Below are 24,027 nucleotides of genomic sequence, written 5' to 3' on the forward strand. Positions count from 1 at the left end.
GGGTTGCCGCAGGTATGCGGTGAGTATGCCGTGGATACGCCTGTGGGCGCGGGGCTCGCCCGGGCGTTGCCCGACGATTGCGTACCCACGCCTGGAGCGCTCGATTCGCCTAGGCTGCCACGCATGGTGGATCGAGTTCTGGTGACACTCGACGGTACCGTCCGGAATCCGGACGAGCCGTTGCTCTATGCGGACGATATCGGCACGTTGCGCGGCGACGGCGTCTTCGAGACGGTGCTGGTGCGGGACGGTAAGGCGAGTGCACTGGAATTACATCTGGCGCGGCTACGGCGCTCGGCCCAGGCGCTGGACCTGCCCGACCCGGATGTCGCCCAGTGGCGCACCGCCGTGGAGTCCGCGGTCAAGGAATGGGGATCCGACCGCGAGGGCGTGCTGCGCATGATCGTGACGCGGGGCCGCGACGGCGCCGAGTCCAAGCGCGTCGGTTCGGGCGAACTGTCCGGCCCGGCACCGGATCTCACCGGCTACGTGCTCGTGAGCCCGGTCGCCGAGCGGGTGAGTAAGGCTCGCGCCGAAGGCATCTCGGTGATCACTCTCACTCGGGGCATCTCCACCGAACTCGCGACCACCGCCCCGTGGCTCCTGCTGGGTGCCAAGACGCTCTCCTATGCGACGAATATGGCGGCGCTGCGGTTCGCGGCCCGCCAGGACGCCGACGACGTGATCTTCACCAGCACCGAGCACCGCGTGCTGGAGGGGCCGCGCTCGACGGTCGTGATCCAGCGCGACAAGCAGTTGCTCACCCCGCCCGCGCGCGACGGGGTCCTGCCCGGCATCACCCAGCGCGCCTTGTTCGCCGAGGCGGGCAAGGCCGGCTGGGACTGCAGCTACAAGTCGCTGTTCACGGCGGATCTCGTTACCGCCGACAGTGTTTGGCTACTGTCGAGCATCACGCTGGCCGCGCGGGTGGCGACACTGGACGGGCTGCGGATGTCCGCGCCGGACTGTGCCGACGAAATCAAGGATCTGGTGAACCGTGGGATCGAACGGGCCTGGAATATCGCCGACTGGACCTGATTCGACCGCGTTGTCGGAGCGTCGAAAGCGGAACCCGTTACCGCGCAGCAATAATTGTTGGAATGTCGTGACGTAGGACTCGTTGCTCCACGGCTGTACCGGCGTAGGCTCCACTACGACATGTCGTAGTACGTGTGGATGTCCCGCATGACACAGGAGGCCGCCGGATGGATGTCGTCGACGTCTCACGTTGGCAGTTCGGGATCACGACCGTCTATCACTTCATCTTCGTACCGCTCACCATCGGCCTCGCGCCGATGGTCGCCGGGATGCAGACCGCATGGGTGATCACGGGTAAGGATCACTGGTACCGGCTGACGAAGTTTTTCGGCAAATTGTTCATGATCAACTTCGCGCTCGGTGTCGCCACCGGCATCGTGCAGGAGTTCCAGTTCGGCATGAACTAGAGCGAATACTCCCGCTTCGTCGGCGACGTATTCGGCGCCCCGCTGGCCATGGAGGGCCTGGCCGCGTTCTTCCTGGAATCGACCTTCCTGGGGCTGTGGATCTTCGGCTGGTCGCGGCTGCCCAAACTGGTGCACCTGGCCACCATCTGGCTGGTCGCGATCGGCGTGAACGCCTCGGCCTTCTTCATCATCGCCGCCAACTCGTTCATGCAGCATCCGGTCGGCGCCCGCTACAACCCCGAATCCGGCCGCGCCGAACTTCAGAGCATCGGCGCACTGCTGACCAACAACACCGCGCTGGCCGCCTTCCCGCACGTCGTGGCGGGTGCGTTCCTCACCGCCGGCACCTTCGTGGCCGGTATCGGCGGCTGGTGGATGGTTCGCAACGCCCGCTCGGGCCATCCGGAACTGCTGGAAGAGGCGCGCGGTATGTGGCGGCCCGCCGCCCGCGCCGGGATGTGGGTGATCGTGATCGCCGGCATCGCACTGGTATTCACCGGCGACATCCAGGGCAAGCTGATGTTCAAACAGCAGCCGATGAAGATGGCCTCGGCGGAATCGTTGTGCCACACCGAAACCGACCCCGACTTCTCGATACTCACCGTCGGCACCCACAACAACTGTGACAGCATCACCCGCGTCCTCGAGGTGCCCGGCGTGCTGCCGTACCTCGCCGAAGGCAGGTTCAGCGGCGTGACGCTGCAGGGTGTCAAGGACCTGCAGGCGAGCTACAACGAAAAATTCGGCCCGGGTGACTATCGGCCGAATCTGTTCGTCACCTACTGGACCTTCCGCGCCATGATCGGCTGGGCAGTGGGTTCGGCGGCCATCGCGCTGCTGGGCTTCTGGATGACCCGGCGCGGACGGATCCCGGATCAGCCCTGGTTCAAGTGGCTGAGCCTGATCTGCATTCCGACGCCGTTCCTGGCCAACAGCGCGGGCTGGGTCTTCACCGAGATGGGCCGCCAGCCCTGGGTGGTCGCACCGAATCCGACCGGGAACCCGGCCATCCGGATGACCGTGCAGCAAGCCGTCTCCGGGCATACCGCAGGCACAGTGCTGGCCTCACTGATCGTCTTCACGCTGGTGTACGGCGCACTTGCGGTCGTGTGGTTCTTCCTCATGCGGCGCTATGTGATCGAGGGGCCCGAACAGCCACCCGCGGAGACGGAAACGCCTGCGGTCGAGAAGCTTTCGTTCGCGTACTGAGGAGCCGAGGATGAGTCTGCCCGAATTCTGGTTCTTGCTGATCGGTGTCCTGTTCACCGGCTACTTCGTGCTCGAGGGCTTCGATTTCGGCGTCGGGATACTGATGCCGATCATCGGCCGCGGCGACGAAACGCGAAAGCGCGCCGTACTCAACACGATCGGGCCGGTCTGGGACGGCAACGAGGTGTGGCTGATCACCGCGGGCGGTGCGATGTTCGCGGCCTTCCCGGAGTGGTATGCCAGCCTGTTCTCCGGGTTCTACCTGGCACTGCTGCTGATCCTGGTGGCGTTGATCGTGCGCGCGGTGGCGATCGAATGGCGCGGCAAGATCCACGATCCGCGCTGGTACAAATGGTGCGACGCCGCGATCGTCTTCGGTTCCTGGGTGCCCGCGCTGGCCTGGGGGCTGGCCTTCGCGAATATCGTGCACGGAACGCAGCTCAACGCGCAGCGGCGGATCGAGGGCGGTCTGCTCGGCCTGATCAACCCGTACGGGCTGCTCGGCGCCCTGACGCTGCTGCTGTTGTTCATCCTGCACGGTGCGGTGTTCATCGCCTTGAAGACCGGCGGCGATATTCGCGACAGCGCCGAGCGGATCGCCCGGGTGATCTGGTTGCCGGCCACCGTGGTCGCCGCCGCCTTCGCGCTGTGGACCCAGCTCGCCCACGGCCAGGGCTGGACCTGGATCCCGTTGGGCGTGGCGGTATTCGGCCTGCTGCTCGCCGGTGGTGCGGTGCTGCGGCATCGCGACGGCTGGGCGTTCACCGGCACCGCCGTCACCGTGGTCGCCGCGATCGTGCTGCTGTTCGGTGCGCTCTTCCCGTACGTGCTGCCGTCCACCATCGACGCCGCCTACGGGCTGACCGTCGACGGCCGGATGGTCGACGGGCATCCCACCGTCAGCGCCTCCTCCACGCATTACACGCTGGTGGTGATGAGCTGGGTCGCGGTGGTGCTGACTCCGGTCGTGCTGATCTACCAGGGCTGGACGTACTGGGTCTTCCGCAAGCGCATCACCGTCGAGCAGATCCCGGCGCCCATCGGCCTGTCGATGCGCCGCGGCGCGCGGTAGGTCCACGATGGCCCGTCCCGTCGATCCCCGGCTGTGGCGTCACGCCCGCTCGGCCCGCCGATATCTGATCGTCAGCGTGGGGCTGTCGCTGGTGATCACGGCGGGCATCGTGGTCGCGGCGCTGATGCTGGCCCGGGTCGCGGCGGGCGTGATCACCGATCCCGGGCAGCGCACGATCGGCGCGTGGACCGCCGAGCTGGCGATTCTGGCGGCGGCGATCGCGGTGCGGACGGTGGCGAACTGGTGGCAGTCGCGGCTGGCGCATCGAGCCGGCGCACAGGTGGTCGCGGAGTTGGAGAATTCCGTCCTGGCCGCCGGAGCCGCCCTGCCGCCGCGGGAGCTGGACCGGCGGCGAACCGAACTGGCGGTGGTGGTCGGCGACGGACTGGGCGGATTGCGCGCCTATCTCACCGGATATCTGCCCGCGTTGCTGCTCGCGGTCCTGGTACCGCCCGTCGTGCTGGCCGTGATCGCGGTGCACGATCTCACCGCGGCGATCATCATCCTGGTGACGCTGCCGCTGATCCCGATCTTCATGATTCTGATCGGGCTGATGACCCAGGGCCGTGCCGCCGACGCCCTGGCCGCCACCACCCGGCTGTCGGATCAGATGCTCGACCTGTTCGCCGGCATGCCGACGCTGCGGGCGCTCGGCCGGGAAGCCGGTGCGGCCGAGGACAGTGCGCCGACCATGCGGCATCGGGTGCGCGAGCTCGGCGAGGCGCTGCACAAGCGGACCATGGCGACGCTGCGGATGGCGTTCCTGTCGTCGATGGTGCTGGAGATGCTGGCGACCCTGTGCGTGGCACTGGTCGCCGTGTCGATCGGCATGCGGCTGGTCTTCGGGCATATGGGCCTGTACGCCGGTCTGCTGGGCCTGATCCTCGCCCCGGAGGTCTATCTGCCGCTGCGTGCGGTGGGGGAGAGGTTCCACGCGGCGCAGGACGGAATGGCTGCTGCCGAACGGGCTTTCGCGATACTGGAGCCGGACCGGACCCAGGCGCGGGACCTGTCCGCGAGCGTCGCCGGTGCGCGGGAAGTCTCGGTGGAGGCCAACGCGCCCACCGAACCTCGGCGAGCAGATGCCCGCAGTGTCCGGCGATCCGGCGAGCCATCCGCGGCGCGAGTCCCGGCGACGGTCGAACCGGGGACCGCGGAGATCGAGCTGCGTGACGTGTGGGTGCGCGCGCGGGGCGGGTACGCCCCCGCCGGATTGTCGGGTGTGTTCCGACCGGCCGCGGTGACCGCCCTCATCGGCCCCAATGGAAGCGGGAAATCGACTGCGCTGCAAGTGATATTGGGTCTGATGGCGCCGGAGCGGGGTGCGGTTCTGGCAGGTGGGCGCCCGGTCGGCGAGCTCGATCCGGACGGATGGTGGTCGCATATCGCCTGGTTGCCGCAGCGCCCGGTGCTGCTGCCCGGCACCTTGCGAGAGAACCTCGAACTCTTCGGCGCGCAAGCTGGTGGCGGCGGGCGTGGTGGTACCGCCGGCCGCGCCGAGGCCGTCGACAATGCTTGTGCGGCAACGGGTTTCGACACAGTACTCGGCGAACTTCCGGACGGGTGGGACACCGTGGTGGGTCCCGGCGGCGTCGGTCTGTCCCTCGGCCAGCGCCAACGCCTGGCATTGGTTCGCGTGCTGGCCGCCGACCGCCCGATTCTGCTCTTCGACGAACCCACCGCCCATCTCGACGAACACAGTGAGGCGACGGTCCTCGCCGCCCTGACCGAACGGGCCCGCGCGGGCGCGACGGTCGTCGTGGTGGCGCACCGCCCCACCGTGCTCGCCATCGCCGATCACATCATCGAGGTACACGCGCGGGCGGAGTCGGACCCGGCGGAACCTGATGCCGAGCAATGGGCGTCGGCCGGCCGAGAATCGGATGGGTTAAAGCACGCCGCCCCTGCGGAGGTGGAGCCGGCGGACGAGGTTCGGCGTGGCGATGCGCGTGCATCGGGCACGTCTGTGGCGCCGATCGGAGTCGGCCGGGTGATGACCAGGGGGTGGACGCCGTGAAATCTCTGTGGGCCGAACTGCGGGAGCTGCGGCGGGTTTCGGAGATCTCCCCGTGGCGCGTGGTCGTATCGATCTGCTGGGGGACCGTCGCGCTCGGCAGTGGGCTGGGGTTGGCCGCGCTGGCGGCGTGGCTGATCGCACGGGCATGGCAGATGCCGCCGGTGCTGGACCTGAGCGTCGCGGTGGTCGCCGTCCGGGCACTGGGCATCTCGCGCGGACTGTTCCGCTATATCGAGCGGTTGTCGACCCACGACGTCGCGCTGCGCGCCATGACGACCGCCCGCACGGCGGTGTATACGGCGTTGGCGCGTACCGATATCCGGTCCCTGCGACGCGCCGGCCGGTCCGAGGGCGACGTCACCGGTTCGACAGAACGCGGCGCCGGGCGGGAGACCGCGCTGCTGCGCCGGGGCGATCTGCTCACCCGGATCGGCGCGGATATCGATGACCTGGGCGCCGTGATCGTGCGCGCGGTCGTCCCCATCGCGGTCGCGATCCTGCTCTCGCTCGCCGCCGTAGCCCTGCTCGCCACCATTTCCGTGCCCGCCGGGGTGGTTCTGGCCGTGGCTCTGCTGGTCTCCGGCGGGTTCGCGCCCTGGCTGTCCGCGCGCGCGGCGCGCGACGCCGAACTGGCGGTGCAATCCGATCGTGCCGAATTCCGGGCCGCGGCCGTGACGGTGCTCGATCACGCTCCCGAACTGCGGGTCGCCGGTCGGCTCGACACGGCGATGACGGCCGCCGCAACCGCCGCAGAGCGTGCGGTGCGTGCCGAGGATCGGGCGGCCTCGCGCAGCGCGTGGGCGGCCGCGGCGACTCCGCTGTCGATCGGTGCCAGCGTTGTGGGCGCCTTGCTGATCGGAATCGTGTTGTACGGCAACGGCTTCGGCGCGCCGGCCGAACCGTTGCAGCCTGCGCCGGCCGGCGGGATCAGCCCGATGGCCTTCGCGATCCTGGTGCTGCTGCCGTTGTCGGCGTTCGAGGCCGTGGGGGTGCTGCCCGCCGCGGCGCAGGCCCTCACCAAGGGCCGAGCCGCCCTGCGCCGCATCCGTGCCCTCGACCCGGTCGAGCCGCCGTCGCGGGCCGGCGATCCGGGCAACCGTGTCGTGCCGGCCGACAGCGGCGACCTGCGTGCCCGCCTGATCCACGCGTTGCCCGACCTTCCGCCGGGCCGCCGGATCGCGGTGGTGGGCCCGAGCGGGGCGGGTAAGACCACGTTGCTGATGAGCTGGGCCGGACTGTTCGACATTCCGCGCCCCGGCCGCACCTTCTTCGCCGAGGACGCCCACGTATTCGGCACCTCGGTCGTGGAGAACCTCCGGGTGGCCCGCGGCGACGTGACCGATGCGGAGGCCGAAAGCGCCCTGCGCGCGGTCGGTTCCGGGCCGTGGCTCGATACTCTGCCGGAGGGGCTGGAAACGGATCTGGTCGGCGGCGCGGCCGCACTCTCGGGCGGGCAGCGCCGGCGTCTGCTGCTGGCGCGCGCTCTCGTCGCCCCCGCCGACACCCTGCTCCTGGACGAACCCACCGAACATATGGAGGCGGCGGCGGGCGCCGAACTGCTGCGCGCACTGCTCGACGAAACCAGCGGTCTCGTCGACCCGGATCGCACGGTGGTCGTCGTGACCCACCAGCTGCCCCCCGATCACCGCGCCGACACCGTGGTCGCGGTCGCACCCGGCGGCGAGATATCGATCACTCGCCGCGTCGCCGCCTGACCCGGCGAAAACCCAGGTCGGCACCGGAATTCGGCTCTGCGAAAAATCCGTTGCAGCTCCTCGGCCGCGGCCGGTAGTTTCGTCTGTACACGGGAAAGGAGGTGGTTCGAAGAATGGATATTCAGAGGACGCGTGAGGTGGCTGCCGGTTGAGCGCCACAGCCGCGGTCCCCGTACCGCGGCCCGCTGCAGTGGATTCGGTCCCCGCGCGAGCGCTGAACTAATCCAAGGCAGTCACCCGGCCCCCGAGCCCCCGGTTTGTCCGACCGGGACCGCGAGAGATCAGATCTCCGCGGTACGGCTCGGGGGCCGTGCTCTTTCCGCCTGAGATCAGGGCCGACGTTGCCCGGGCTCGGCTCAGCCGATGTAGCGCTGGAGGCGGGCGGAGAGGCGGGGTTTCAGAGCGCCGTCGGCTTCCACACGTTCCTCGACGTAGCCGAGGTCGCCGCCTTCGACGATGCCGTAGAGGCGTTTGGCGCCGCCGACCACCGCGCCGGACTGGCTGCGGATCACGACGTCGGTGGCCAGTTCCCAGGACGACTGGGTGAGGGCCTGGCCGTAGAAGAGTTCGACGATGCCGGAACTGTGGGTCAGCAGGAGTTCGATGACCTCGTCGTCGCCGTCGATGCCGACCCGCCAGAAGCCGCTCTCGCGCAGATCGGGGCCGGAGTAGTTGCCTTCGGCGTCGATGACCCAGGAACGAGAATCCCAGGACAGATAGTCGCCACCGTCGTGGGAGACGATGATCTGCTGGCCGAAGTGGTAGTCGCCGCCGCGCTCGGGATCGTTGCCCTCGCCCTCACCGCGCCAGACGCCCACCAGCGGCAGCAGCGCGAGCATGGAGGCACTCAGATCGGGACCCAGCCGCAGATTCGCGGTGTCCTCGGGCAGCGGCAGACCCGGCAGCTGCGGAATGTTGCGGCCGCCGGTGGATTTGGCGCGCTCGGCAGCCTCGGCTACCGCCTCGTCGCCACTGCGGCGAGCCGCGTCATCGCTTTCGCGCCCCTCGGCGTGCGCCTGTGAGGCGTGACCGTTGGTCGCTGCGTTTTCGACGTTCTCGCTCGCCGAATCGGTCACGACTCGGTGAAGAGCCGGTAGAGGACGTACAGCCCGAACCAGGCGATCAGCACGGAGCAGATGACCAGCAGAATCTCGAAGGTTAAGACCACATATCGGAGTTTAACGACCCGCTCGGCGAAGACGAAAACGGCCCCGGGAAAACGAATCCCGGGGCCGTTCGCGTGCGATGAGCGCAGTTTTCGGCGCGTGCCGTCGACGCTCGGCGTCGGTGTTACTTGGCGACGCTCACGTCGATGTTGTGGACGCCCGCCCCTTCGGGGCTGACCTTGGCCGATCCGTTGCCGGCCGACGACAGGGCCCGGATGGTCCAGGTGCCGGGCGCGGCGAAGAAGCGGAAATCACCGGTGCCGGAGGCCACGACCTCGGCGGTGAACTCGTCGCTCGAGTCCAGCAGGCGGACGAAGGCGCCGCCTACCGCGTTACCGTCCGCATCGAGGACGCGTCCGGTGAGGACGGTCTCCTTCTCGGTGTCGACGTTGGCCGGAAGGGCCTGACCCTGGGTAGGTGCTGCACACATATCTATTTACGCTCCCAACTCGATCGGTGCACCGACGAGGGAGCCGTATTCGGTCCAGCTCCCGTCGTAGTTCTTGACGTTCTTGTGGCCCAGCAGCTCCTGCAGCACGAACCAGGTGTGCGACGAGCGCTCACCGATGCGGCAGTAGGCGATGGTCTCCTTCTCGCCGTCGAGGCCCGCTTCCTTGTAGATGGAAGCCAGTTCCTCGTCGGACTTGAAGGTGCCGTCCTCGTTCGCGGCCTTGCTCCACGGCACGTTGATGGCGCCGGGGATGTGGCCGGGACGCTGGCTCTGCTCCTGCGGCAGGTGCGCGGGAGCGAGAATCTTGCCGGAGAACTCATCGGGCGAACGCACGTCGACGAGGTTCTTGACGCCGATTGCCTGGATGGCGTCGTCGCGGAAGGCGCGGATCGACAGGTCCTGCTCGGAGGCCTTGTAGGTGGTCGCCGGACGGGTCACCGCATCGGTCGACAGCGGGCGGGCGTCGAGCTCCCACTTCTTGCGGCCGCCGTCGAGCAGCTTCACGTCCTGGTGGCCGTAGAGCTTGAAGTACCAGTACGCGTAGGCCGCGAACCAGTTGTTGTTGCCACCGTAGAGAACGACGGTGTCGTCGTTGCCGATACCGCGGGCCGACAGCAGATCCGAGAACTGCTCCCGGTTGACGAAGTCACGCCGAACCGGATCCTGCAGATCCTTCTTCCAGTCGATCTTGACGGCACCCTCGATGTGGCCCGTGTCGTAGGCGGAGGTGTCCTCGTCGACCTCGACGATCACGACGCCGGGGGTGTTGAGGTTCTCTTCGACCCAGTCTGCGGAGACCAGGACATCGGAGCGAGCCATGTTGTTCCTTTCGATGTGACTTGCCGGGGTATGTGGAGAGATGAGTTGTGGTTCGTGGGGGCGGTCAGTTCGCCGAGTTGCTCGTCGTGACCGGGGTGCGCGCGCCGAGCCGCTGGGTGAGCGGATAGATCTTGCAGCCCAAGCAGATTCCGAACGCCGCGTTGAGGAACGCCGCGAACAGTGCGAAGGCGGTGAAGATCGCGCCCACCACGCCGGCCCCGGCCGCGAAGCCGATGAAACCGACGATCGCGAAGACGAAACCGACCAGCTGTGCGAACCGCAGCGGCGGCACCGGCTCGGTTTCGGTCGCCGGGCCGATGCGCGGCGCGGCGAAGGTGGCGAAGACCCAGCCGTAGGGGCTGCGCCGCGGACCGTACAGCGCGCCGAGGGCGAACACGATCGCTTGCAGGGCGATCAGCACCGCGGCGGCGGCGGTCGACAAGGCGGAGACGATCAGGACCAGCACGAGGACACCGGTGGTGATCCACGCCGCGAACCGCGGTCCGCGGACGTCCACCTGACCGGTGGGTGAGTTGGTGTTCTGAGGCACGGGAACTCCTGCGCTGAAGAAGGCTTATCTGGCTTATCCGGTTGCGGGTTATCCGTCAGATAGGTCGGATCACCGGGGGATCGACGAGATCTCACACGCGGTGGAGAAACCGGTCGGCGGCAGGGGATACGAAAGGCCGACCGGCTACATGCACAGGCAGCAACAACCGCCGAGGCGGCACAGATCAACTGTGCGGCGTCGGGTGAGCATCAGCTCTCGGCGGGTTTGCACGCCAAGCAGTTTACCCGGTTTCGGGAGGGAATTGGACCCGGGGTACGAAACTCGGGCGGGCGCCGGGCGCGCAGACGGCGCGGGGGGCGGTTCGAGCAACGGCCGAAAAGCCCGTGTGAGCAGGAAGTTCAGGCCGCTTCGGGAACCGTCAGCGGAGCCAGTGCGCTACGCAGGTCGGTGGCCTTGGGCACACCGGAGATCCGGAACCGCTCGCGCCCGTGGGCGTCGAAGACGAACGTGGTGGGCAGCGACAGGACATTGAGCTCGCGCGCCAGGTCCGCCTCGGCGTCGATATCGATCTCGACGTCGCGGGGCGGCTGCACGGTATCGGCCAGATCGGCGACGACCCCGGCCACCACCCGCCGGACCGCTGCGCACGGACCGCACCATTCGGCGGAGAAGTGCAGGACGGTCGGCACCGCCTCGGTGACACCGACGGCGCTGAGCAGTTCGGTGCGCGAACCCGCGATCTCGGTGGCCTTGGCCGTCCGCACGCGGCCCTCGCGGTAGCGCAGGGCAATACCCGCGGCCACCCCGGCCAGCAGGACGACGGCCAGAATCGTGAGTTCAATCATGGTCGGGCAAACCTGTCCATATCAATGCGAATATTCTCCCCTTCCCCCTCTACCACGATATTGCCGCCGATGGCCTGCACCTTCTTCGGGGGCACCCCGAACGGCAGATCCTTGGTGTCGATGGTGCGGGTGAAGCGGGCCAGTACCGCGGCCTTGTCCAGGTCGGGACCCAGTTCTGCGGCGGTGGTGGTGGGCGCGGTGGTGTCGACGCCGCCGTGATAGAGGTCGGTGGCGACCAGTTTGATCTGATCTCCGTCGAGGAACAGATCGGCCTTCACGCTCACCCGGTCGGTACTGCGGGTCTCCGGGCCGAGCTGGATGGTGCCGGTGAGGACCAGGGCGCCCTGGGTGGTCATGCCCGAGCCGCCGGAACCCCCGGTGCCGTCGGATTTGTCGGCCGGGCGGGTGACCACTTCGAGGTCCGGAATGTTGAACAGCCGCCCGAGCTCGACCGGTTCGATACGCATCCGGCCTGCCACCTGATCGACCATCACCGAGCGCATGTCGTTGTCCACCAGATCGTGCATCGACAGATGGACACCGTTCAGGGTGGCTTCGACAAGGATCTCGCCGGGAATGTCGGGACGGTTGGCGCGTGCCCGGATCTCGAGGTTGCGGTAGTCGCCGCGCGCGGTCTGGGCCAGGAACGGGAAGCCGTGAATGGTCACTTCGGGGTCGGCGCTGAGTTCACCGCCGGCCCGCAGCGACCGCGATACCCGGTACTCCGAGTAGGCCGCCGCAGTGAAATCGACCACTACGGCGATCGCGACCACCAGCAGCAGTCCGACGATCAGTTTTCTCATCCACATGCTCCGAGTTCAGGCCGTCCGTGCGCGCGGAACGCTGCGGTCGCGCGCGGAGGGGTACGAGGCGTGGGCGTCTCGAGGAGAGGCTACCCGGTACGAAGATATCTGCCCGGACCACGCGGGCGCGCGGGTGTGGGCGCGGCGGCGGCCATCACCGCTGGTCTCCGCGCGGGTGCGGCGGAGTGCGCAATACATGATCGGCGCCCCGCACGCGCTAATGTAGGCACGAATTACCTGTGCCGACGCGCATGGATTCGCGATTGACGTCGAGGTTGCCCGCGGACATGCCAGATTGGGAGGAGAGCCGGTGGAGCTGCTCCTGCTGACCTCCGATCCGAACCCGGAAGCCGTGCTGCCGTCCCTGGCGCTGCTCCCGCACAATGTGCGGCCCGCGCCCACCGAGGTGGCATCGCTGCTCGAGGCGGGTACCGCGGATGTGGCTCTGGTCGATGCCCGCACCGATCTGGCCGCCGCGCGCGGACTGTGCAGACTGCTCGGCAGCACCGGCTCCTCGGTGCCGGTGGTGGCGGTGCTGACCGAGGGCGGTCTGGTCGCGGTCAATGCCGATTGGGGACTGGACGACATCCTGCTGCCGGGAACCGGCCCAGCCGAACTCGATGCCCGGCTGCGCCTGCTGGTCGCCCGCAACGGCGGCGCGGCCAGCCCGGAGAACACCGGCAAGATCACGCTCGGCGAACTGGTCATCGACGAGGGCACCTACACCGCGCGGTTGCGCGGCCGCCCGCTCGATCTGACCTACAAGGAATTCGAGCTGCTGAAATATCTCGCCCAGCACGCCGGCCGGGTCTTCACCCGCGCCCAGTTGCTGCAGGAGGTCTGGGGTTACGACTTCTTCGGCGGCACCCGCACGGTCGACGTGCACGTGCGGCGGCTGCGAGCCAAACTGGGCAGTGAGTACGAATCCCTGATCGGCACCGTTCGTAACGTCGGTTACAAGGCGGTTCGCCCGGCGCGCTCGGCCAACAACAAGGGCGGCGAGCAGCCGGCCGGCCTCCCGGACGAGGGCGACGACGGCGCCGACGACTCGCATCTGACACAGGTCAACGGCAGCCCGTCCTGAGGTCGGTGACGGGCCTGAGTGGGCCGCGGTGCGATGGACGAGCGGGAGGCCGGTGTGGTTGGCCGCGGCGCGAACGATCGGCCCGCGAAAACGGTTGCGCCGAAACGAAACCGGCCGCTGGGTCAGCCGGCCGCCGCCGGCGGGAATCAGGGCGGTAGCCGAGCAGGTTCTGGGAGGGGCCGATTGCCGCAAGTGCCGGCTGCCGGCGGACGTGAACGAATGAGCGAGGGATGGGTGTGAGCGTGCAGGTGCCGGACTGGACCACCGGATTGGCCCCAGCGACCGCGGCGCAGATCGTGGAGCTGGTGGAACGCGCGGGTGCCGCCGACGCGGTCGCGCCGATCTCCGAACAAGCGGTGCTCTCGGTGACCGCATCCGCGTCGGCTGCGCACGACGATGCCGACGCCGATGCGGCGACCGGCCGGACGCGGCATCTGGTCGTCGAGCGTGACGGCGAACTCGTCGCGTACGCGAATCTCGTTCCGGCACACGGTGATCACCCGGCGATGGCCGAGGCCGTGGTGGATCCGCGGGCGCGCGGGCGCGGTATCGGCGCGACGCTCGTCGCGGCGGCCCTGCAAGCGGGTGGTCCGGGTGCGCGGATCTGGGCGCACGGCAATCTGGCGCCGGCGCGGGCGGTCGCCGGCCGGCTCGGGCTGACGATCGCACGCGAGTTGTGGCAGATGCGGCGGCCCCTGACACAGGCTCCGGAGGGCGATCAAGCAACCGTTGAGCTACCGAAGCTGGAGGTTCCTGCCGACATCGTGCTGCGGACCTATGCCGGGCCCGCCGACGACGCGGAGATCCTGCGGGTCGACAACGCCGCCTTCCACTGGCATCCCGAGCAGGGCGGCTGGACCGAGGCCGAGATCGCGGTCCGGCGGGCGGCGCCCTGGTTCGACCCGAAGGGCCTGTTCATCGCCGCCGATCCCGCGGATCCCGGCCATATCCTGGGCTTTCACTGGACCAAGGTGCACGAGCCGGACGAGACCTCGGACGCGGTCGGCGAGGTCTACGTGGTGGCCATCGACCCGGCCGCGCAGGGCCGCGGACTGGGACGCGTGCTGACCCTCGCGGGCCTGCACTACCTGCGCGATCGGGGACTCGGCGCGGTGATCCTCTACACCGAGGCCGACAACACCGCGGCCGTGCACACCTATACTCGTCTCGGGTTCGAGACGGCCCATATCGACGTCGCCTACACCGCGCGTTGATACCCTCGCAGTAACACTGCGGCAAATCTCACAGGTTCGAACCGCAATCGCGCCGGGTTGTTCACCCTGCGTTCACTTGCCCAGGTCCCACTGTCAACCGGACGAATCTACTTTGATCGTGGGCGGCATTCGCTGCTCGGTGCGCAAGTTCTCTGCGAACGGCCACCCACAGGACCCGTCCGGTCGTTGAGGGATCGGGCGTGTACGAAGCGTTTCCCGGAGGAACAGGTGAATTTCAAGCGCAGCGGCGCTCTCCTCGGTGTGCTGGCGGCTGCCGGCACTCTGACACTGACTGCCTGTGGTAGCGACGACAACTCGGCCGCGACCGGTAACACCACCAAGGTCGATGTGGCCTGCGGTGGCAAGAAGGCTCTCAAGGCCAGCGGATCCTCCGCTCAGAAGAACGCGATGGACCGCTTCATCGCCGCCTACGAGCAGAACTGCGACGGCGCCAAGCTGGACTACACCTCCAGCGGCTCCGGCGCCGGCGTGAACGAGTTCGTCGGCGGCCAGACCGATTTCGGTGGTTCGGACTCCGCTCTGGACCCGAAGAAGGACGAGCCGAAGAAGGCCGCCGATCGTTGTGGCGCGCCGGCCTGGAACCTGCCGACGGTCTTCGGTCCGATCGCCATCACCTACAACCTCGACGGTGTCACCAACCTGACCCTCGACGGCCCGACGGCGGCGAAGATCTTCAACGGCACCATCACCAAGTGGGACGACCCGGCGATCAAGGGCCTGAACCAGGGCGTGAACCTGCCGTCGGACGAGATCCACGTGCTCTTCCGCAGTGACGAGTCGGGCACCACCGACAATTTCCAGCGCTACCTGGACGCCGCCTCCAACGGCGCGTGGGGCAAGGGCGCGGGTAAGTCGTTCGCCGGCGGTGTGGGCGAGGGTGCGAAGGGCAACGAGGGCACCTCGGCCGCCATCAAGAGCACCAAGGGCTCCATCACGTACAACGAGTGGTCCTTCGCGCGGTCGCAGAACCTGTCCACCGCGCAGATCATCACCGATGCCGCCGTGAAGCCGGTGGCGCTCAACACCGAGTCGGCCGGTAAGGCCATCGCCGCCGCGAAGATCGTCGGTCAGGGCAACGACCTGATCATCGACACCAACTCGTTCTACAAGCCGACCGATCCGGGTGCCTACCCGATCATGCTGGCCACCTACGAGATCGTGTGCTCGAAGTACGCCGACGCCGACACCGGCAAAGCCGTGAAGGCGTTCCTGACCTCGGCGATCACCAACGGTCAGAACGGACTCGAGGACTCCGGCTACGTGCCGATCCCGGATGCGTTCAAGACCAAGCTGACCACCGCGATCAACGCCATCTCCTGATTGCGAAACCCTGATGACCGTCCACGACGAAGTCACCGCCGCGGGCCAGTCGGATTCGACCGGCCCGCGGACGGGCAACGAAGTCCCGCCGGGAGATACTTCCTCCATGCCGAGTGAGTCGAGCAACAAGCCGGCCGGTCGCATCGCCGGCGGCCACAGCCGCCGGGGGGAGACCGTTTTCCGTTCCCTGGCCACGGCCGCCGGGGCGACGATCGTCGCGGCGATCGCGCTCATCGCGCTGTTTCTGCTGATTCGCGCGGTGCCGTCGGTAGCGGCGAACAAGGCGAACTTCTTCACCAGTGCCGAGTTCAACGTCACCAATGCCGACAACATGCACTTCGGCATCCGCGACCTGTTCATGGTCACGGTGCTGAGTTCGCTGCTGGCGTTGCTGATCGCCGTGCCGCTCGGCGTCGGTATCGCGTTGTTCCTGACGCAGTACGCGCCGAAGGTGTTGTCGCGTCCGTTCGCGATGCTGGTCGATCTGCTCGCGGCGGTGCCTTCGATCGTGTTCGGTCTGTGGGGTTTCCTGGTGCTGGCCGAGAAGCTGGCGCCCTTCGAACAATTCCTCAACGACAAATTGGGCTGGTTCTTCCTGTTCAAGGAAGGCAACGTCTCCATCAGCGGCGGTGGCACGATCTTCACCGCAGGAGTCGTGCTCGCGGTGATGATCCTGCCGATCATCACCTCGGTCAGCCGCGAGGTCTTCCACCTGACTCCCCGCGCGCACATCGAGGCCGCACAGGCCCTGGGCGCCACCAAGTGGGAGGTGGTGCGGATGACCGTGCTGCCGTACGGCCGCAGCGGTGTGATCGCCGGTTCCATGCTGGGGCTCGGCCGCGCGCTGGGTGAAACCATCGCGGTGCTGATCGTGCTGCGCACCGCCGCCTCGGCCGGCCACTGGTCGCTGTTCGACGGTGGCTACACCTTCGCCTCCAAAATCGCCTCGGCGGCTTCGGAATTCAGCCAGGCGTTGCCGACCGGCGCCTATATCGCGGCGGGCTTCGTACTGTTCGCGTTGACCTTCGTCGTCAATGCCCTGGCTCGGATCGCCGCCGGCGGGAAGGTGAACGGGTGATGACCACCACATTGGACAAGCCGATCAAGGCGCCCACGTTCCGCCACGTGAGCATGGGCCGCAAGGTCCGCAACAACCTCGCCACCTCGGTCATGTGGCTGTGCTTCGGCATCGCGCTGGTCCCGCTGAGCTGGGTACTGATCCTGGTGCTGAGCAAGGGTTTCCACGCGATCGTCAGCAGTGGCTGGTGGTCCAAGTCGCAGAAGGGCGTGCTGCCCGACCAGTTCGCCGGCGGTGTGTACCACGCGATCTACGGGACGATCGTGCAATCGGCGGTGGCCGCGGTGATCGCGGTGCCGCTGGGCATCATGGCCGCCGTGTATCTGGTCGAATACGGCCGCGGCTGGCTGGCGAAGACGACCACCTTCATGGTCGACATCCTCGCCGGTGTGCCCTCGATCGTGGCCGCGCTGTTCGTCTTCGCGCTGTGGATCGCCACCTTCGGGTTCCCGCAGTCGGCCTTCGCGGTGTCGCTGGCACTGGTGCTGCTGATGTTGCCGGTGGTGGTGCGCAGTACCGAGGAAATGCTCAAACTCGTGCCCGACGAATTACGCGAGGCCTCCTACGCGCTGGGCATCCCGAAATGGAAGACGATCCTGCGGATCGTCGTGCCGACCGCTCTGCCCGGCATGATCAGCGGTATGTTGCTGGCAGTCGCCCGCGTCATGGGTGAGACCGCGCCGGTGCTGGTCCTCGTCGGCTACTCGAAGTCGATCAACTCCAACATCTTCAACGGAAATATGGCGTCGCTGCCGCTGATGATCTACCAGGAACTGGCCAACCCGGAAGCGGCCGGCCGGATGCGAGTGTGGGGCGCGTCGCTGACGCTGATCCTGATCATCGCCCTGCTGTACATCGGCGCGGCCGTGGTCAACAAACTGCTCACGCGGAATCGATAGAAGCGAACGGAATACGACAATGGCCAAGCGGATCGACGTCAAAGATCTCAACATCTACTACGGCAAATTTCACGCCGTATCCGATGTGTCGCTGACCGTGTTGCCGCGCAGCGTCACCGCTTTCATCGGCCCGTCCGGTTGCGGTAAGTCGACGGTACTGCGTTCGCTCAACCGCATGCACGAGGTGACTCCGAACGCCCGCGTCGAGGGCGCGGTGCTGCTCGACGGTGAGGACATCTACGGCTCCGCGGTCGACCCGGTCGGCGTGCGGCGCACCATCGGCATGGTGTTCCAGCGGCCGAACCCGTTCCCCACCATGTCGATTCGCGACAATGTGGTGGCCGGGCTGAAGCTGCAGGGGGTGCGCAACCGCAAGGAGCTCGACGAGGTCGCCGAGCGCTCGCTGCGTGGCGCCAACCTGTGGAACGAGGTGAAGGATCGCCTCGACAAGCCCGGTGGTGGCCTGTCCGGCGGTCAGCAGCAGCGTCTGTGCATCGCCCGCGCGATCGCGGTCTCGCCCGATGTGCTGCTGATGGACGAGCCGTGTTCGGCGCTGGACCCCATCTCCACGCTCGCGATCGAGGACCTGATCTCGGAGCTGAAGAAGGAGTACACGATCGTCATCGTCACCCACAACATGCAGCAGGCCGCACGTGTGAGTGACCAGACGGCGTTCTTCAACCTGGAAGCCCAGGGCAAGCCCGGCAAGCTCGTCGAAATCGACGAGACCGAGCGGATCTTCTCCAACCCCACACAGAAGGCGACCGAGGACTACATCTCCGGCCGCTTCGGATAGGTTCTCCGAACCTTGTGATCGCGGGCTGAGTCCCTCCGCGTTTCGAAACCCCGTCCCTGGTGGACGGGGTTTTCTCATGCGCGGAGAGGCGGGCGTGGCGCCTATCACATGTTCGGCCGAGATGTGTGCTCGCTCATCTCATACCGTAGTCGGTTGTCTGACACTCGTGGTAACAGTTACCTTGCTCCTGAACTAAACCGATCGTTATAGTCAGGAGGCGGGATGTCGGTGTCAACGGCGAGACCTGTAGCCCAGCAGGGGATTCCGATCGCGACGCGCATGCGGATTTTCGCGTTGGTCGCGATCTGTCTGGCCGAACTGCTGGTCGTACTGGACAACACGCTGGTCAATGTGGCCCTGCCGTCGATGGCGGTGCAACTGCAGGCCCGGATGAGCGGGCTGCAGTGGATCGTGGACGCGTTCACCTTGGCCTTCGCCGGGCTGCTGTTGCCGCTCGGCCATCTCGGTGACCGCTACGGCCGCCGCCGGCTGATGATCATCGGCCTGGCGGGTGTGGCCGTCATGTCGGCCGCCGGTGCGATGTCCTCGGGCCTCGGCCAGGTGATCGCCGCGCGGGCCGGCATGGGCGTCTTCGCCGCCGCGGTGTTCCCGGCGACGCTGGCCCTGATCATCAACCTGTTCCCGGAGACACGCGCCCGGGCTGCGGCCATCGCGCTGTGGACCGCCATGGCCGGTATCGCGGTGGCGATCGGACCGGTGACCGGCGGCTGGCTGCTCGAATACTTCAGCTGGCACGCCGTGTTCTGGATCAATGTGCCGATCGCCGCGATCACGATCGCGGCAGTGCTCGTCGTCGTCCCGGAATCGCGGGCCGATCACAGCGGCCGGCTCGACGTGCTCGGGATCGGCCTCTCGCTGGTGGCGGTCACGACGCTGGTGTGGACGATCATCGAGGCGCCGAAGCACGGGTGGCTGTCCGGGCGCAGCGTCGGCGGGTACGCGCTCTCGCTGATTCTGCTTGCGCTGTATGTGATCTGGGAGTTGCGGGTGGAATCACCGGTGCTGAACATGCGGCTGTTCCGGATCCGGCGCTTCTCGATCCCGGCCCTGGCGATCACCGTCTCCTACTTCTGCGCCTTCGGATTCCTGTTCCTGATCACCCAATACTTCCAGGGTGTGAAGGAATTGAGCGCGCTCGAATTCGGCATCCACTCATTGCCTTTCGCGGCCGCGGTGGGCTTCGGCGCGCCCGTGGCGACGCTGGCCGCGCAGCGCATCGGCACCACCGCCACCGTCGTGTGCGGCCTGCTCCTGCTGGCCGCCGGCATGTTCTTCGCGGGCCGGGTGACCGTCGAAACGCCCTATCTGGGAACGGTTCTGGTCTCGATGGTCCTGATGGGTGTCGGCTTCGGCGTCGTGCAGGGACCGGCCACCGAATCCATCATGGGCGCGGTGCCGATCGAGGAGGCGGGCGCCGGATCGGCGGTCAACGACACCACCCGCGAGGTGGGCGGCACCCTCGGCGTCGCCGTCCTCGGCTCGATCATGACCTCGGTCTACACCGGTCGAGTCGGCGCCCGCATCGACGCGATCCCGGACGCGATCATGAATCCGACGCAGAAGAGCCTGGCCCGCGACACCCCCATCAGCGTGCTGGAAATCGTCAAGTCGCCGATCAGCCCGTTCTTCGCCGGTGCGAAAGCCGATCTGGTGCATGCCATGAAGGTGGCCGCCCTGGCCGGCTCGACGGCCGCATCCTGGGCGGCGGTCGGGGCCCTGCTGGTCTGCGCGGTGCTCGTCGCGGTGCTGTTGCCGTGGAAGTCCGAGCGCGGCGCGTCGCCACTGCTGGGCCGAACCTCGGAGGAGGAGCCGGTGACGGTGGGCCTCCGTGCGGAGGACACCCCGGCGAAAGCCGAAACCGTCAGCCGCACATAACAGCTCGCTGCCCGTCCGCGTGCTGGACGGGCAGCGGCCTCTGCCCGGACAGTGTGTCAACGGGCCAACTGATTTAGCGAGTACATGGGTAACTCACCGGGGACGTCCAGAACGCACCGCTCACCCGACCGCCGCCCCGATGCCGAAGCCCACACCCACCCGACGACACGCAAAGACCCGGAGAGGCGGAACCGGTTCAGATCTTCTCGGTTTCGGCATCCGGGTCGGGCGGCAGCACACCGGTCACGAGGAAGACGACCCGGCGGCCGATCTCGACGGCGTGGTCGGCGAAGCGCTCGTAGTAGCGGCCCAGCAGCGTGACATCGACGGCGGCGGCCACGCCGTACTTCCATTCCCGGTCCATCAGCAGGGAGAACAGGTGGCGATGCAGATCGTCCATCGCCTCGTCGTCCTCGTTGAGCTGCGCGGCCCGCTCCGGATCGCGCGTCTCCAGGACCTCCTTGGCGGCGGCGCCCATATTCACCGCGATGCGGCCCATCTCGGCGAAGTAGCCGTTCACCGATTCCGGGAGCGCGTGGTTCGGGTGCCGGCGGCGGGCCACCTTGGCCACGTGCAGCGCCAGCACACCCATCCGATTCACATCGGAGACGATCTGGATGGCGCTCACCACCTGCCGCAGGTCACCGGCCACCGGCGCCTGCAGCGCCAGCAGTGCGAACGCCTTCTCCTCGGCCTGCGCGATCATCTCGGCGATCCGGTCGTACTCGGTGATCACCTGTTCGGCCAACACGATGTCGGCCTGCAGCAGCGACTGGGTCGCCCGCTCCATGGCCGAGCCGGCCAGTCCGGCCATCTCACCCAGAAGATCGGCGAGTTCGGCCATTTGTTCGTTGTAGATGACACGCATGAAACCAAAGACTAGTTCCCGGCTCTGACCAAGTCACGAACGGTGGGTGAATCGTCGGTGCCGGTGCGATCGGCGATGTCGCCGCAGGTGAGCGCGGCTCACTTGCAGAGGTCGTCGCCCGCGTTGACGTGTTCCAGGTCGGAGGGGAGTGTGACCGGCGTCGCGGCGGTATCGGTGGCTCCGGCCGGGGCGGGAACCGGCGACCCGAACGCGGTCGGCGTGCCGACGGTGCCGGCGAAGTCCGCGCCGAGCGCCACCTCCACGATGCTGCCCAGACCCGAGGCCACGGCCAGCTTCGCGCCGGGCAACGCCGAGGCGACCGTCGCGGCCTCGGCCTCGTGACCGGCCGAATAGCGGACGGTGGTGGTGTCGATCGTGCCGCCGGAATAGTTGCCGACGTTGTAGATCTGGAAGCCGTCGGCCGCGAATTTCGTCGCCGCGGTACTCGCCACGCCGGTCACTCCGGAACCGTTGGAGACCTGCACCGACACCGTGCTCGGATCCACGGCGGTCAGCTGCGGCGGGGCCGGGGCCTGAGCGGGTTTGGACGGCTCCGGCGCCTTCTTCTCACCCGGCAGCGGCTGGTCGTCGATGATCGCCTGGAAGATCGCCTTGATATCCGATTCGCGCGGGATCTCGTTGCCGTAGGAGGTGGTGCCCGCGGTCGGCACGGTCAGGAACGTGATCGCGCCCGCGCTCACCTTCTGCAGTGAGCGGCCCAGCATCAGCAGATCCTTGGTGTTGACGTTGTCCATGAAGGCATGGCTGCTGAACGCGCCGATGAAGCCGTTGAGTTTGCCGATGTCGAAGAGCACCTTCGACGACAGGGCACTGCGCAGCAGCGAGGACAGGAACAGCTGCTGGCGGTGGATGCGGTCGTAGTCGCTGCGTTCCTCACCCTGCACGTGACGAGCGCGGACATAGTCCAGCGCGGTCGGGCCGTTGAGGATCTGGCGGCCCGGATTCGGCAGCACCGTGCCGAGCTCCTCGTCGACCAGAGGCCGGTTGGTGCACACCTCGACACCGCCGATGGTGTCGACCATCGACTGGAAACCGCTGAAGTCGATGCCGACGAAGTGGCTGATCTTCAGACCGGACAGCTTCTGGATCACCTTGGTCAGGCATTTCGGACCACCCAGGGCATAGGTGGCGTTGAGCTTGTCGCCGATCGCGGAGGGGAATTTCGCGTCGGTGTATTTGGCCTTGTCGTTGTCCCAGCCCTCGCATTCGGGGCGACTGACGTCGAGGTCGCGCGGGAACGAGACGGCGACCACGCGGGAGCGGTCTGCCGGAATGTGTACCAGCATCACCGTGTCCGACCGTGAACCCTCGGCATCCTCGGTGGTGCCGGCGCCGAGCTGGCTGTCCACGCCGGCGCGGGTGTCGGTGCCCACGATGAGGAAGTTCTCGTCACCGGTCTGGCCGCCGGGATCGACGATGTCGGTGGAATTCTCGTCCAACGCCGACACCTGGGTGAAACCGTTGTCGGTGGCGCGCAGATAGTTCCAGCCGACACCGGTCATGACGAGGGCCAGTACCGCACACATCGAGGTGGTCACCCGGGCCGCGAGCCGAGCGCGCCGCCGCCGGCGCTGCCTGCTCGCCGCCAGTCGCGACAACGGCGGCTTGCCCACCGCCTCGGGTGCCGCGGAAGCCTTTGCCTCCGTGCCGGATTCGTCGTCGGGCATGGGCAGCTGGTCGGTGACCTGCTCGGCGACGGGCGCCTTACCGGCGACCGGCCGATCGACCGGACTGTCGGCGGCCGGGGCGCGGTGGACCGCGGTGGCCTGGGCATCGGCGGAAACCGGTGCGCCACTTCGCGTTGCGGCGGCTTCCGGTCGCGATCCCGGTTTGGATGCCGCGCGCGGATCGGATGCGCCGCCGATACGACGCGGGTCGGCGGCGGTACCCGGCACGACCGGAGCGGCCGCGGCCGACGGGCGTGGGCCCGCCGCGGGGTCGCGCTGCGCGGCGGCCGGTCCGGGCTGCGGCGGCGCGGCCTTCGGATCGGGACCTCGCCGACCCGGTGCCGCAGGCGTGGCCGACTGCTCGGGGCGCGGCCGGCGGGTGCGCGGGTCGGGGCCGGGTTTGCCGCCCGGGGCGTTGCCGTCGGCCGGTGTGCGGCCGCGTGCGTTCGGAATGGCGCCCGATGCGCCGGTCGGCGCCTGCCCGCGGGCCGCGGGCCCGGGTGCGGCGGGACGTGGCGCGGCGCCGGGGGCGAGGTCGCGGGGATCGACCCGGCGTTCGCTGCCGCCCCGGCCGGGCGGGTTCGGAGGCTGGGCGGCTCGCGGGTTGCCGCGACCGGCCGTCCGGTTCGCACCGGTGGCGGGCCGGGCGGTGTTATCCGCTGTGCGCCCGCGGTTTCCGGCCTGACGGCCGGCGTTCTCCGGCTGCGGGTTACGACCGCGGCCGGAGCCGCTCTCGCCCGCATTGCGGCGCTTGTCCGCGGCCTCGTCCTTGCGGCGACGCTCGATACGTTCACTGTCGACCCGCTGAACGAGGTCGTGGACGGTGATCGGCTTGGAGGTCTGCGGTTCGTCCGCACGCCGGTTGCGAGGGGCGTCGTCGGAATCCGGCGCAGGGTATCGCTCCCACGGGGCGCGACCTCCGGGCCGGGACGAACGCCCGCGCCGATCGTCGTCACCCACCAACGAACCTCACTTCACTCTTCGTCGCGACCGGAGCTGTCGATTCCATCACTCCGGTGGCGGCACGCGCAGTCACATCCGGCCGAATCGGCCCCAGTCATGATAACGATTACGCCACAGTTGGCCACTTCTAAACCAGCCATCACTGTC

General features: G+C 67.9%; 19 protein-coding genes and 1 pseudogene. 12 read left to right on the plus strand and 8 right to left on the minus strand.

The window, feature by feature from the left end; translation table 11 throughout:
- The first annotated feature begins 123 nt into the window (after positions 1-123).
- The 5 genes and pseudogenes from IG65_RS0125220 (at position 124) to cydC (ending at position 7,458) form a co-directional block, all read left to right on the plus strand.
- Positions 124-1,038, plus strand: a complete 915-nt coding sequence (locus tag IG65_RS0125220; RefSeq protein ID WP_030517436.1) for an aminodeoxychorismate lyase — start codon at positions 124-126, stop codon at positions 1,036-1,038.
- A gap of 167 nt (positions 1,039-1,205) precedes the next feature.
- Positions 1,206-2,654: pseudogene (locus IG65_RS35095) on the plus strand (cytochrome ubiquinol oxidase subunit I).
- A 10-nt stretch (positions 2,655-2,664) separates the two neighbouring features.
- Entirely contained in the window at positions 2,665-3,726 is a 1,062-nt protein-coding gene (gene cydB, locus IG65_RS0125230; RefSeq protein ID WP_030517437.1) for a cytochrome d ubiquinol oxidase subunit II, read from the plus strand.
- A 7-nt stretch (positions 3,727-3,733) separates the two neighbouring features.
- Positions 3,734-5,743, plus strand: a complete 2,010-nt coding sequence (cydD, locus tag IG65_RS35100) for a thiol reductant ABC exporter subunit CydD (protein WP_063833766.1) — start codon at positions 3,734-3,736, stop codon at positions 5,741-5,743.
- Positions 5,740-7,458: a thiol reductant ABC exporter subunit CydC gene (cydC, locus tag IG65_RS0125240; protein ID WP_197039914.1), complete on the plus strand. Its 1,719-nt coding sequence runs from the start codon at positions 5,740-5,742 to the stop codon at positions 7,456-7,458. Before cydD ends, cydC begins: the two co-directional genes overlap by 4 nt.
- Before the next feature lie 356 nt (positions 7,459-7,814).
- On the opposite strand, the gene IG65_RS0125245 is transcribed toward cydC, so the two are convergent.
- From IG65_RS0125245 to IG65_RS0125275, 6 genes are all read right to left on the minus strand, one after another.
- Positions 7,815-8,534: an FABP family protein gene (locus IG65_RS0125245; protein ID WP_030517440.1), complete on the minus strand. Its 720-nt coding sequence runs from the start codon at positions 8,532-8,534 to the stop codon at positions 7,815-7,817.
- Between the two features lie 214 nt (positions 8,535-8,748).
- Positions 8,749-9,054, minus strand: coding sequence for a DUF1416 domain-containing protein (locus tag IG65_RS0125255; protein ID WP_030517442.1), 306 nt, complete (start codon positions 9,052-9,054; stop codon positions 8,749-8,751).
- Positions 9,055-9,060: 6 nt separating this feature from the next.
- The gene (locus IG65_RS0125260; protein WP_030517443.1) at positions 9,061-9,894 is read right to left on the minus strand and encodes a sulfurtransferase; all 834 of its coding nucleotides are present in this window, start codon (positions 9,892-9,894) and stop codon (positions 9,061-9,063) included.
- A gap of 64 nt (positions 9,895-9,958) precedes the next feature.
- Positions 9,959-10,444 carry a DUF4395 domain-containing protein gene (locus tag IG65_RS0125265; protein ID WP_030517444.1) on the minus strand — a complete coding sequence of 162 codons (486 nt, stop codon included), beginning with the start codon at positions 10,442-10,444 and terminating at the stop codon, positions 9,959-9,961.
- 359 nt (positions 10,445-10,803) lie between these two features.
- Complete coding sequence (locus IG65_RS0125270) at positions 10,804-11,250, minus strand: thioredoxin family protein (RefSeq protein WP_030517445.1); 447 nt, start codon at positions 11,248-11,250, stop codon at positions 10,804-10,806.
- Positions 11,247-12,053, minus strand: a complete 807-nt coding sequence (locus IG65_RS0125275) for an LmeA family phospholipid-binding protein (RefSeq protein WP_030517446.1) — start codon at positions 12,051-12,053, stop codon at positions 11,247-11,249. The genes IG65_RS0125270 and IG65_RS0125275 overlap by 4 nt, the downstream gene beginning before the upstream one ends.
- Positions 12,054-12,363: 310 nt before the next feature.
- On the opposite strand from IG65_RS0125275, the gene IG65_RS0125280 reads away from it, so the two are divergent.
- The 7 genes from IG65_RS0125280 (at position 12,364) to IG65_RS0125310 (ending at position 20,361) form a co-directional block, all read left to right on the plus strand.
- Positions 12,364-13,137, plus strand: coding sequence for a response regulator transcription factor (locus IG65_RS0125280; RefSeq protein WP_030517447.1), 774 nt, complete (start codon positions 12,364-12,366; stop codon positions 13,135-13,137).
- Between the two features lie 230 nt (positions 13,138-13,367).
- The gene (gene mshD / locus IG65_RS0125285) at positions 13,368-14,351 is read left to right on the plus strand and encodes a mycothiol synthase (RefSeq protein ID WP_030517448.1); all 984 of its coding nucleotides are present in this window, start codon (positions 13,368-13,370) and stop codon (positions 14,349-14,351) included.
- Positions 14,352-14,579: 228 nt separating this feature from the next.
- Positions 14,580-15,692, plus strand: coding sequence for a phosphate ABC transporter substrate-binding protein PstS (gene pstS, locus IG65_RS0125290; RefSeq protein ID WP_030517449.1), 1,113 nt, complete (start codon positions 14,580-14,582; stop codon positions 15,690-15,692).
- A gap of 106 nt (positions 15,693-15,798) precedes the next feature.
- A complete protein-coding gene (gene pstC, locus IG65_RS0125295; RefSeq protein ID WP_030517450.1) occupies positions 15,799-16,770 on the plus strand; it encodes a phosphate ABC transporter permease subunit PstC in 972 nt (323 codons plus the stop codon).
- Complete coding sequence (gene pstA / locus IG65_RS0125300) at positions 16,770-17,669, plus strand: phosphate ABC transporter permease PstA (RefSeq protein WP_030517451.1); 900 nt, start codon at positions 16,770-16,772, stop codon at positions 17,667-17,669. Before pstC ends, pstA begins: the two co-directional genes overlap by 1 nt.
- 19 nt (positions 17,670-17,688) lie before the next feature.
- A complete protein-coding gene (gene pstB, locus IG65_RS0125305) occupies positions 17,689-18,465 on the plus strand; it encodes a phosphate ABC transporter ATP-binding protein PstB (RefSeq protein WP_030517452.1) in 777 nt (258 codons plus the stop codon).
- 222 nt (positions 18,466-18,687) lie between these two features.
- Positions 18,688-20,361 (plus strand): MFS transporter, encoded by a 1,674-nt coding sequence (locus tag IG65_RS0125310; protein ID WP_081879755.1) that lies wholly within the window; start codon positions 18,688-18,690, stop codon positions 20,359-20,361.
- A 196-nt stretch (positions 20,362-20,557) separates the two neighbouring features.
- On the opposite strand, the gene phoU is transcribed toward IG65_RS0125310, so the two are convergent.
- A complete protein-coding gene (gene phoU / locus IG65_RS0125315) occupies positions 20,558-21,229 on the minus strand; it encodes a phosphate signaling complex protein PhoU (RefSeq protein ID WP_030517454.1) in 672 nt (223 codons plus the stop codon).
- 98 nt (positions 21,230-21,327) lie between these two features.
- Positions 21,328-23,877 carry an LCP family protein gene (locus IG65_RS35105; RefSeq protein ID WP_369801587.1) on the minus strand — a complete coding sequence of 850 codons (2,550 nt, stop codon included), beginning with the start codon at positions 23,875-23,877 and terminating at the stop codon, positions 21,328-21,330.
- Between the last annotated feature and the right edge of the window lie 150 nt (positions 23,878-24,027).

Origin of the sequence: Nocardia sp. NRRL WC-3656, from assembly GCF_000720265.1 — a bacterium.
Taxonomy (GTDB): domain Bacteria; phylum Actinomycetota; class Actinomycetes; order Mycobacteriales; family Mycobacteriaceae; genus Nocardia; species Nocardia nova.

Coding starts and splice junctions, on each gene's coding strand:
- IG65_RS0125220 (WP_030517436.1), top strand. CDS start 124: ATGGTGGATCGAGTTCTGGTGACACTCGACGGTACCGTCCGGAATCCG.
- cydB (WP_030517437.1), top strand. CDS start 2,665: ATGAGTCTGCCCGAATTCTGGTTCTTGCTGATCGGTGTCCTGTTCACC.
- cydD (WP_063833766.1), top strand. CDS start 3,734: ATGGCCCGTCCCGTCGATCCCCGGCTGTGGCGTCACGCCCGCTCGGCC.
- IG65_RS0125255 (WP_030517442.1), bottom strand. CDS start 9,054: ATGTGTGCAGCACCTACCCAGGGTCAGGCCCTTCCGGCCAACGTCGAC.
- IG65_RS0125260 (WP_030517443.1), bottom strand. CDS start 9,894: ATGGCTCGCTCCGATGTCCTGGTCTCCGCAGACTGGGTCGAAGAGAAC.
- IG65_RS0125270 (WP_030517445.1), bottom strand. CDS start 11,250: ATGATTGAACTCACGATTCTGGCCGTCGTCCTGCTGGCCGGGGTGGCC.
- IG65_RS0125275 (WP_030517446.1), bottom strand. CDS start 12,053: ATGAGAAAACTGATCGTCGGACTGCTGCTGGTGGTCGCGATCGCCGTA.
- mshD (WP_030517448.1), top strand. CDS start 13,368: ATGGGTGTGAGCGTGCAGGTGCCGGACTGGACCACCGGATTGGCCCCA.
- pstC (WP_030517450.1), top strand. CDS start 15,799: ATGCCGAGTGAGTCGAGCAACAAGCCGGCCGGTCGCATCGCCGGCGGC.
- pstA (WP_030517451.1), top strand. CDS start 16,770: ATGACCACCACATTGGACAAGCCGATCAAGGCGCCCACGTTCCGCCAC.
- pstB (WP_030517452.1), top strand. CDS start 17,689: ATGGCCAAGCGGATCGACGTCAAAGATCTCAACATCTACTACGGCAAA.
- IG65_RS0125310 (WP_081879755.1), top strand. CDS start 18,688: ATGTCGGTGTCAACGGCGAGACCTGTAGCCCAGCAGGGGATTCCGATC.
- phoU (WP_030517454.1), bottom strand. CDS start 21,229: ATGCGTGTCATCTACAACGAACAAATGGCCGAACTCGCCGATCTTCTG.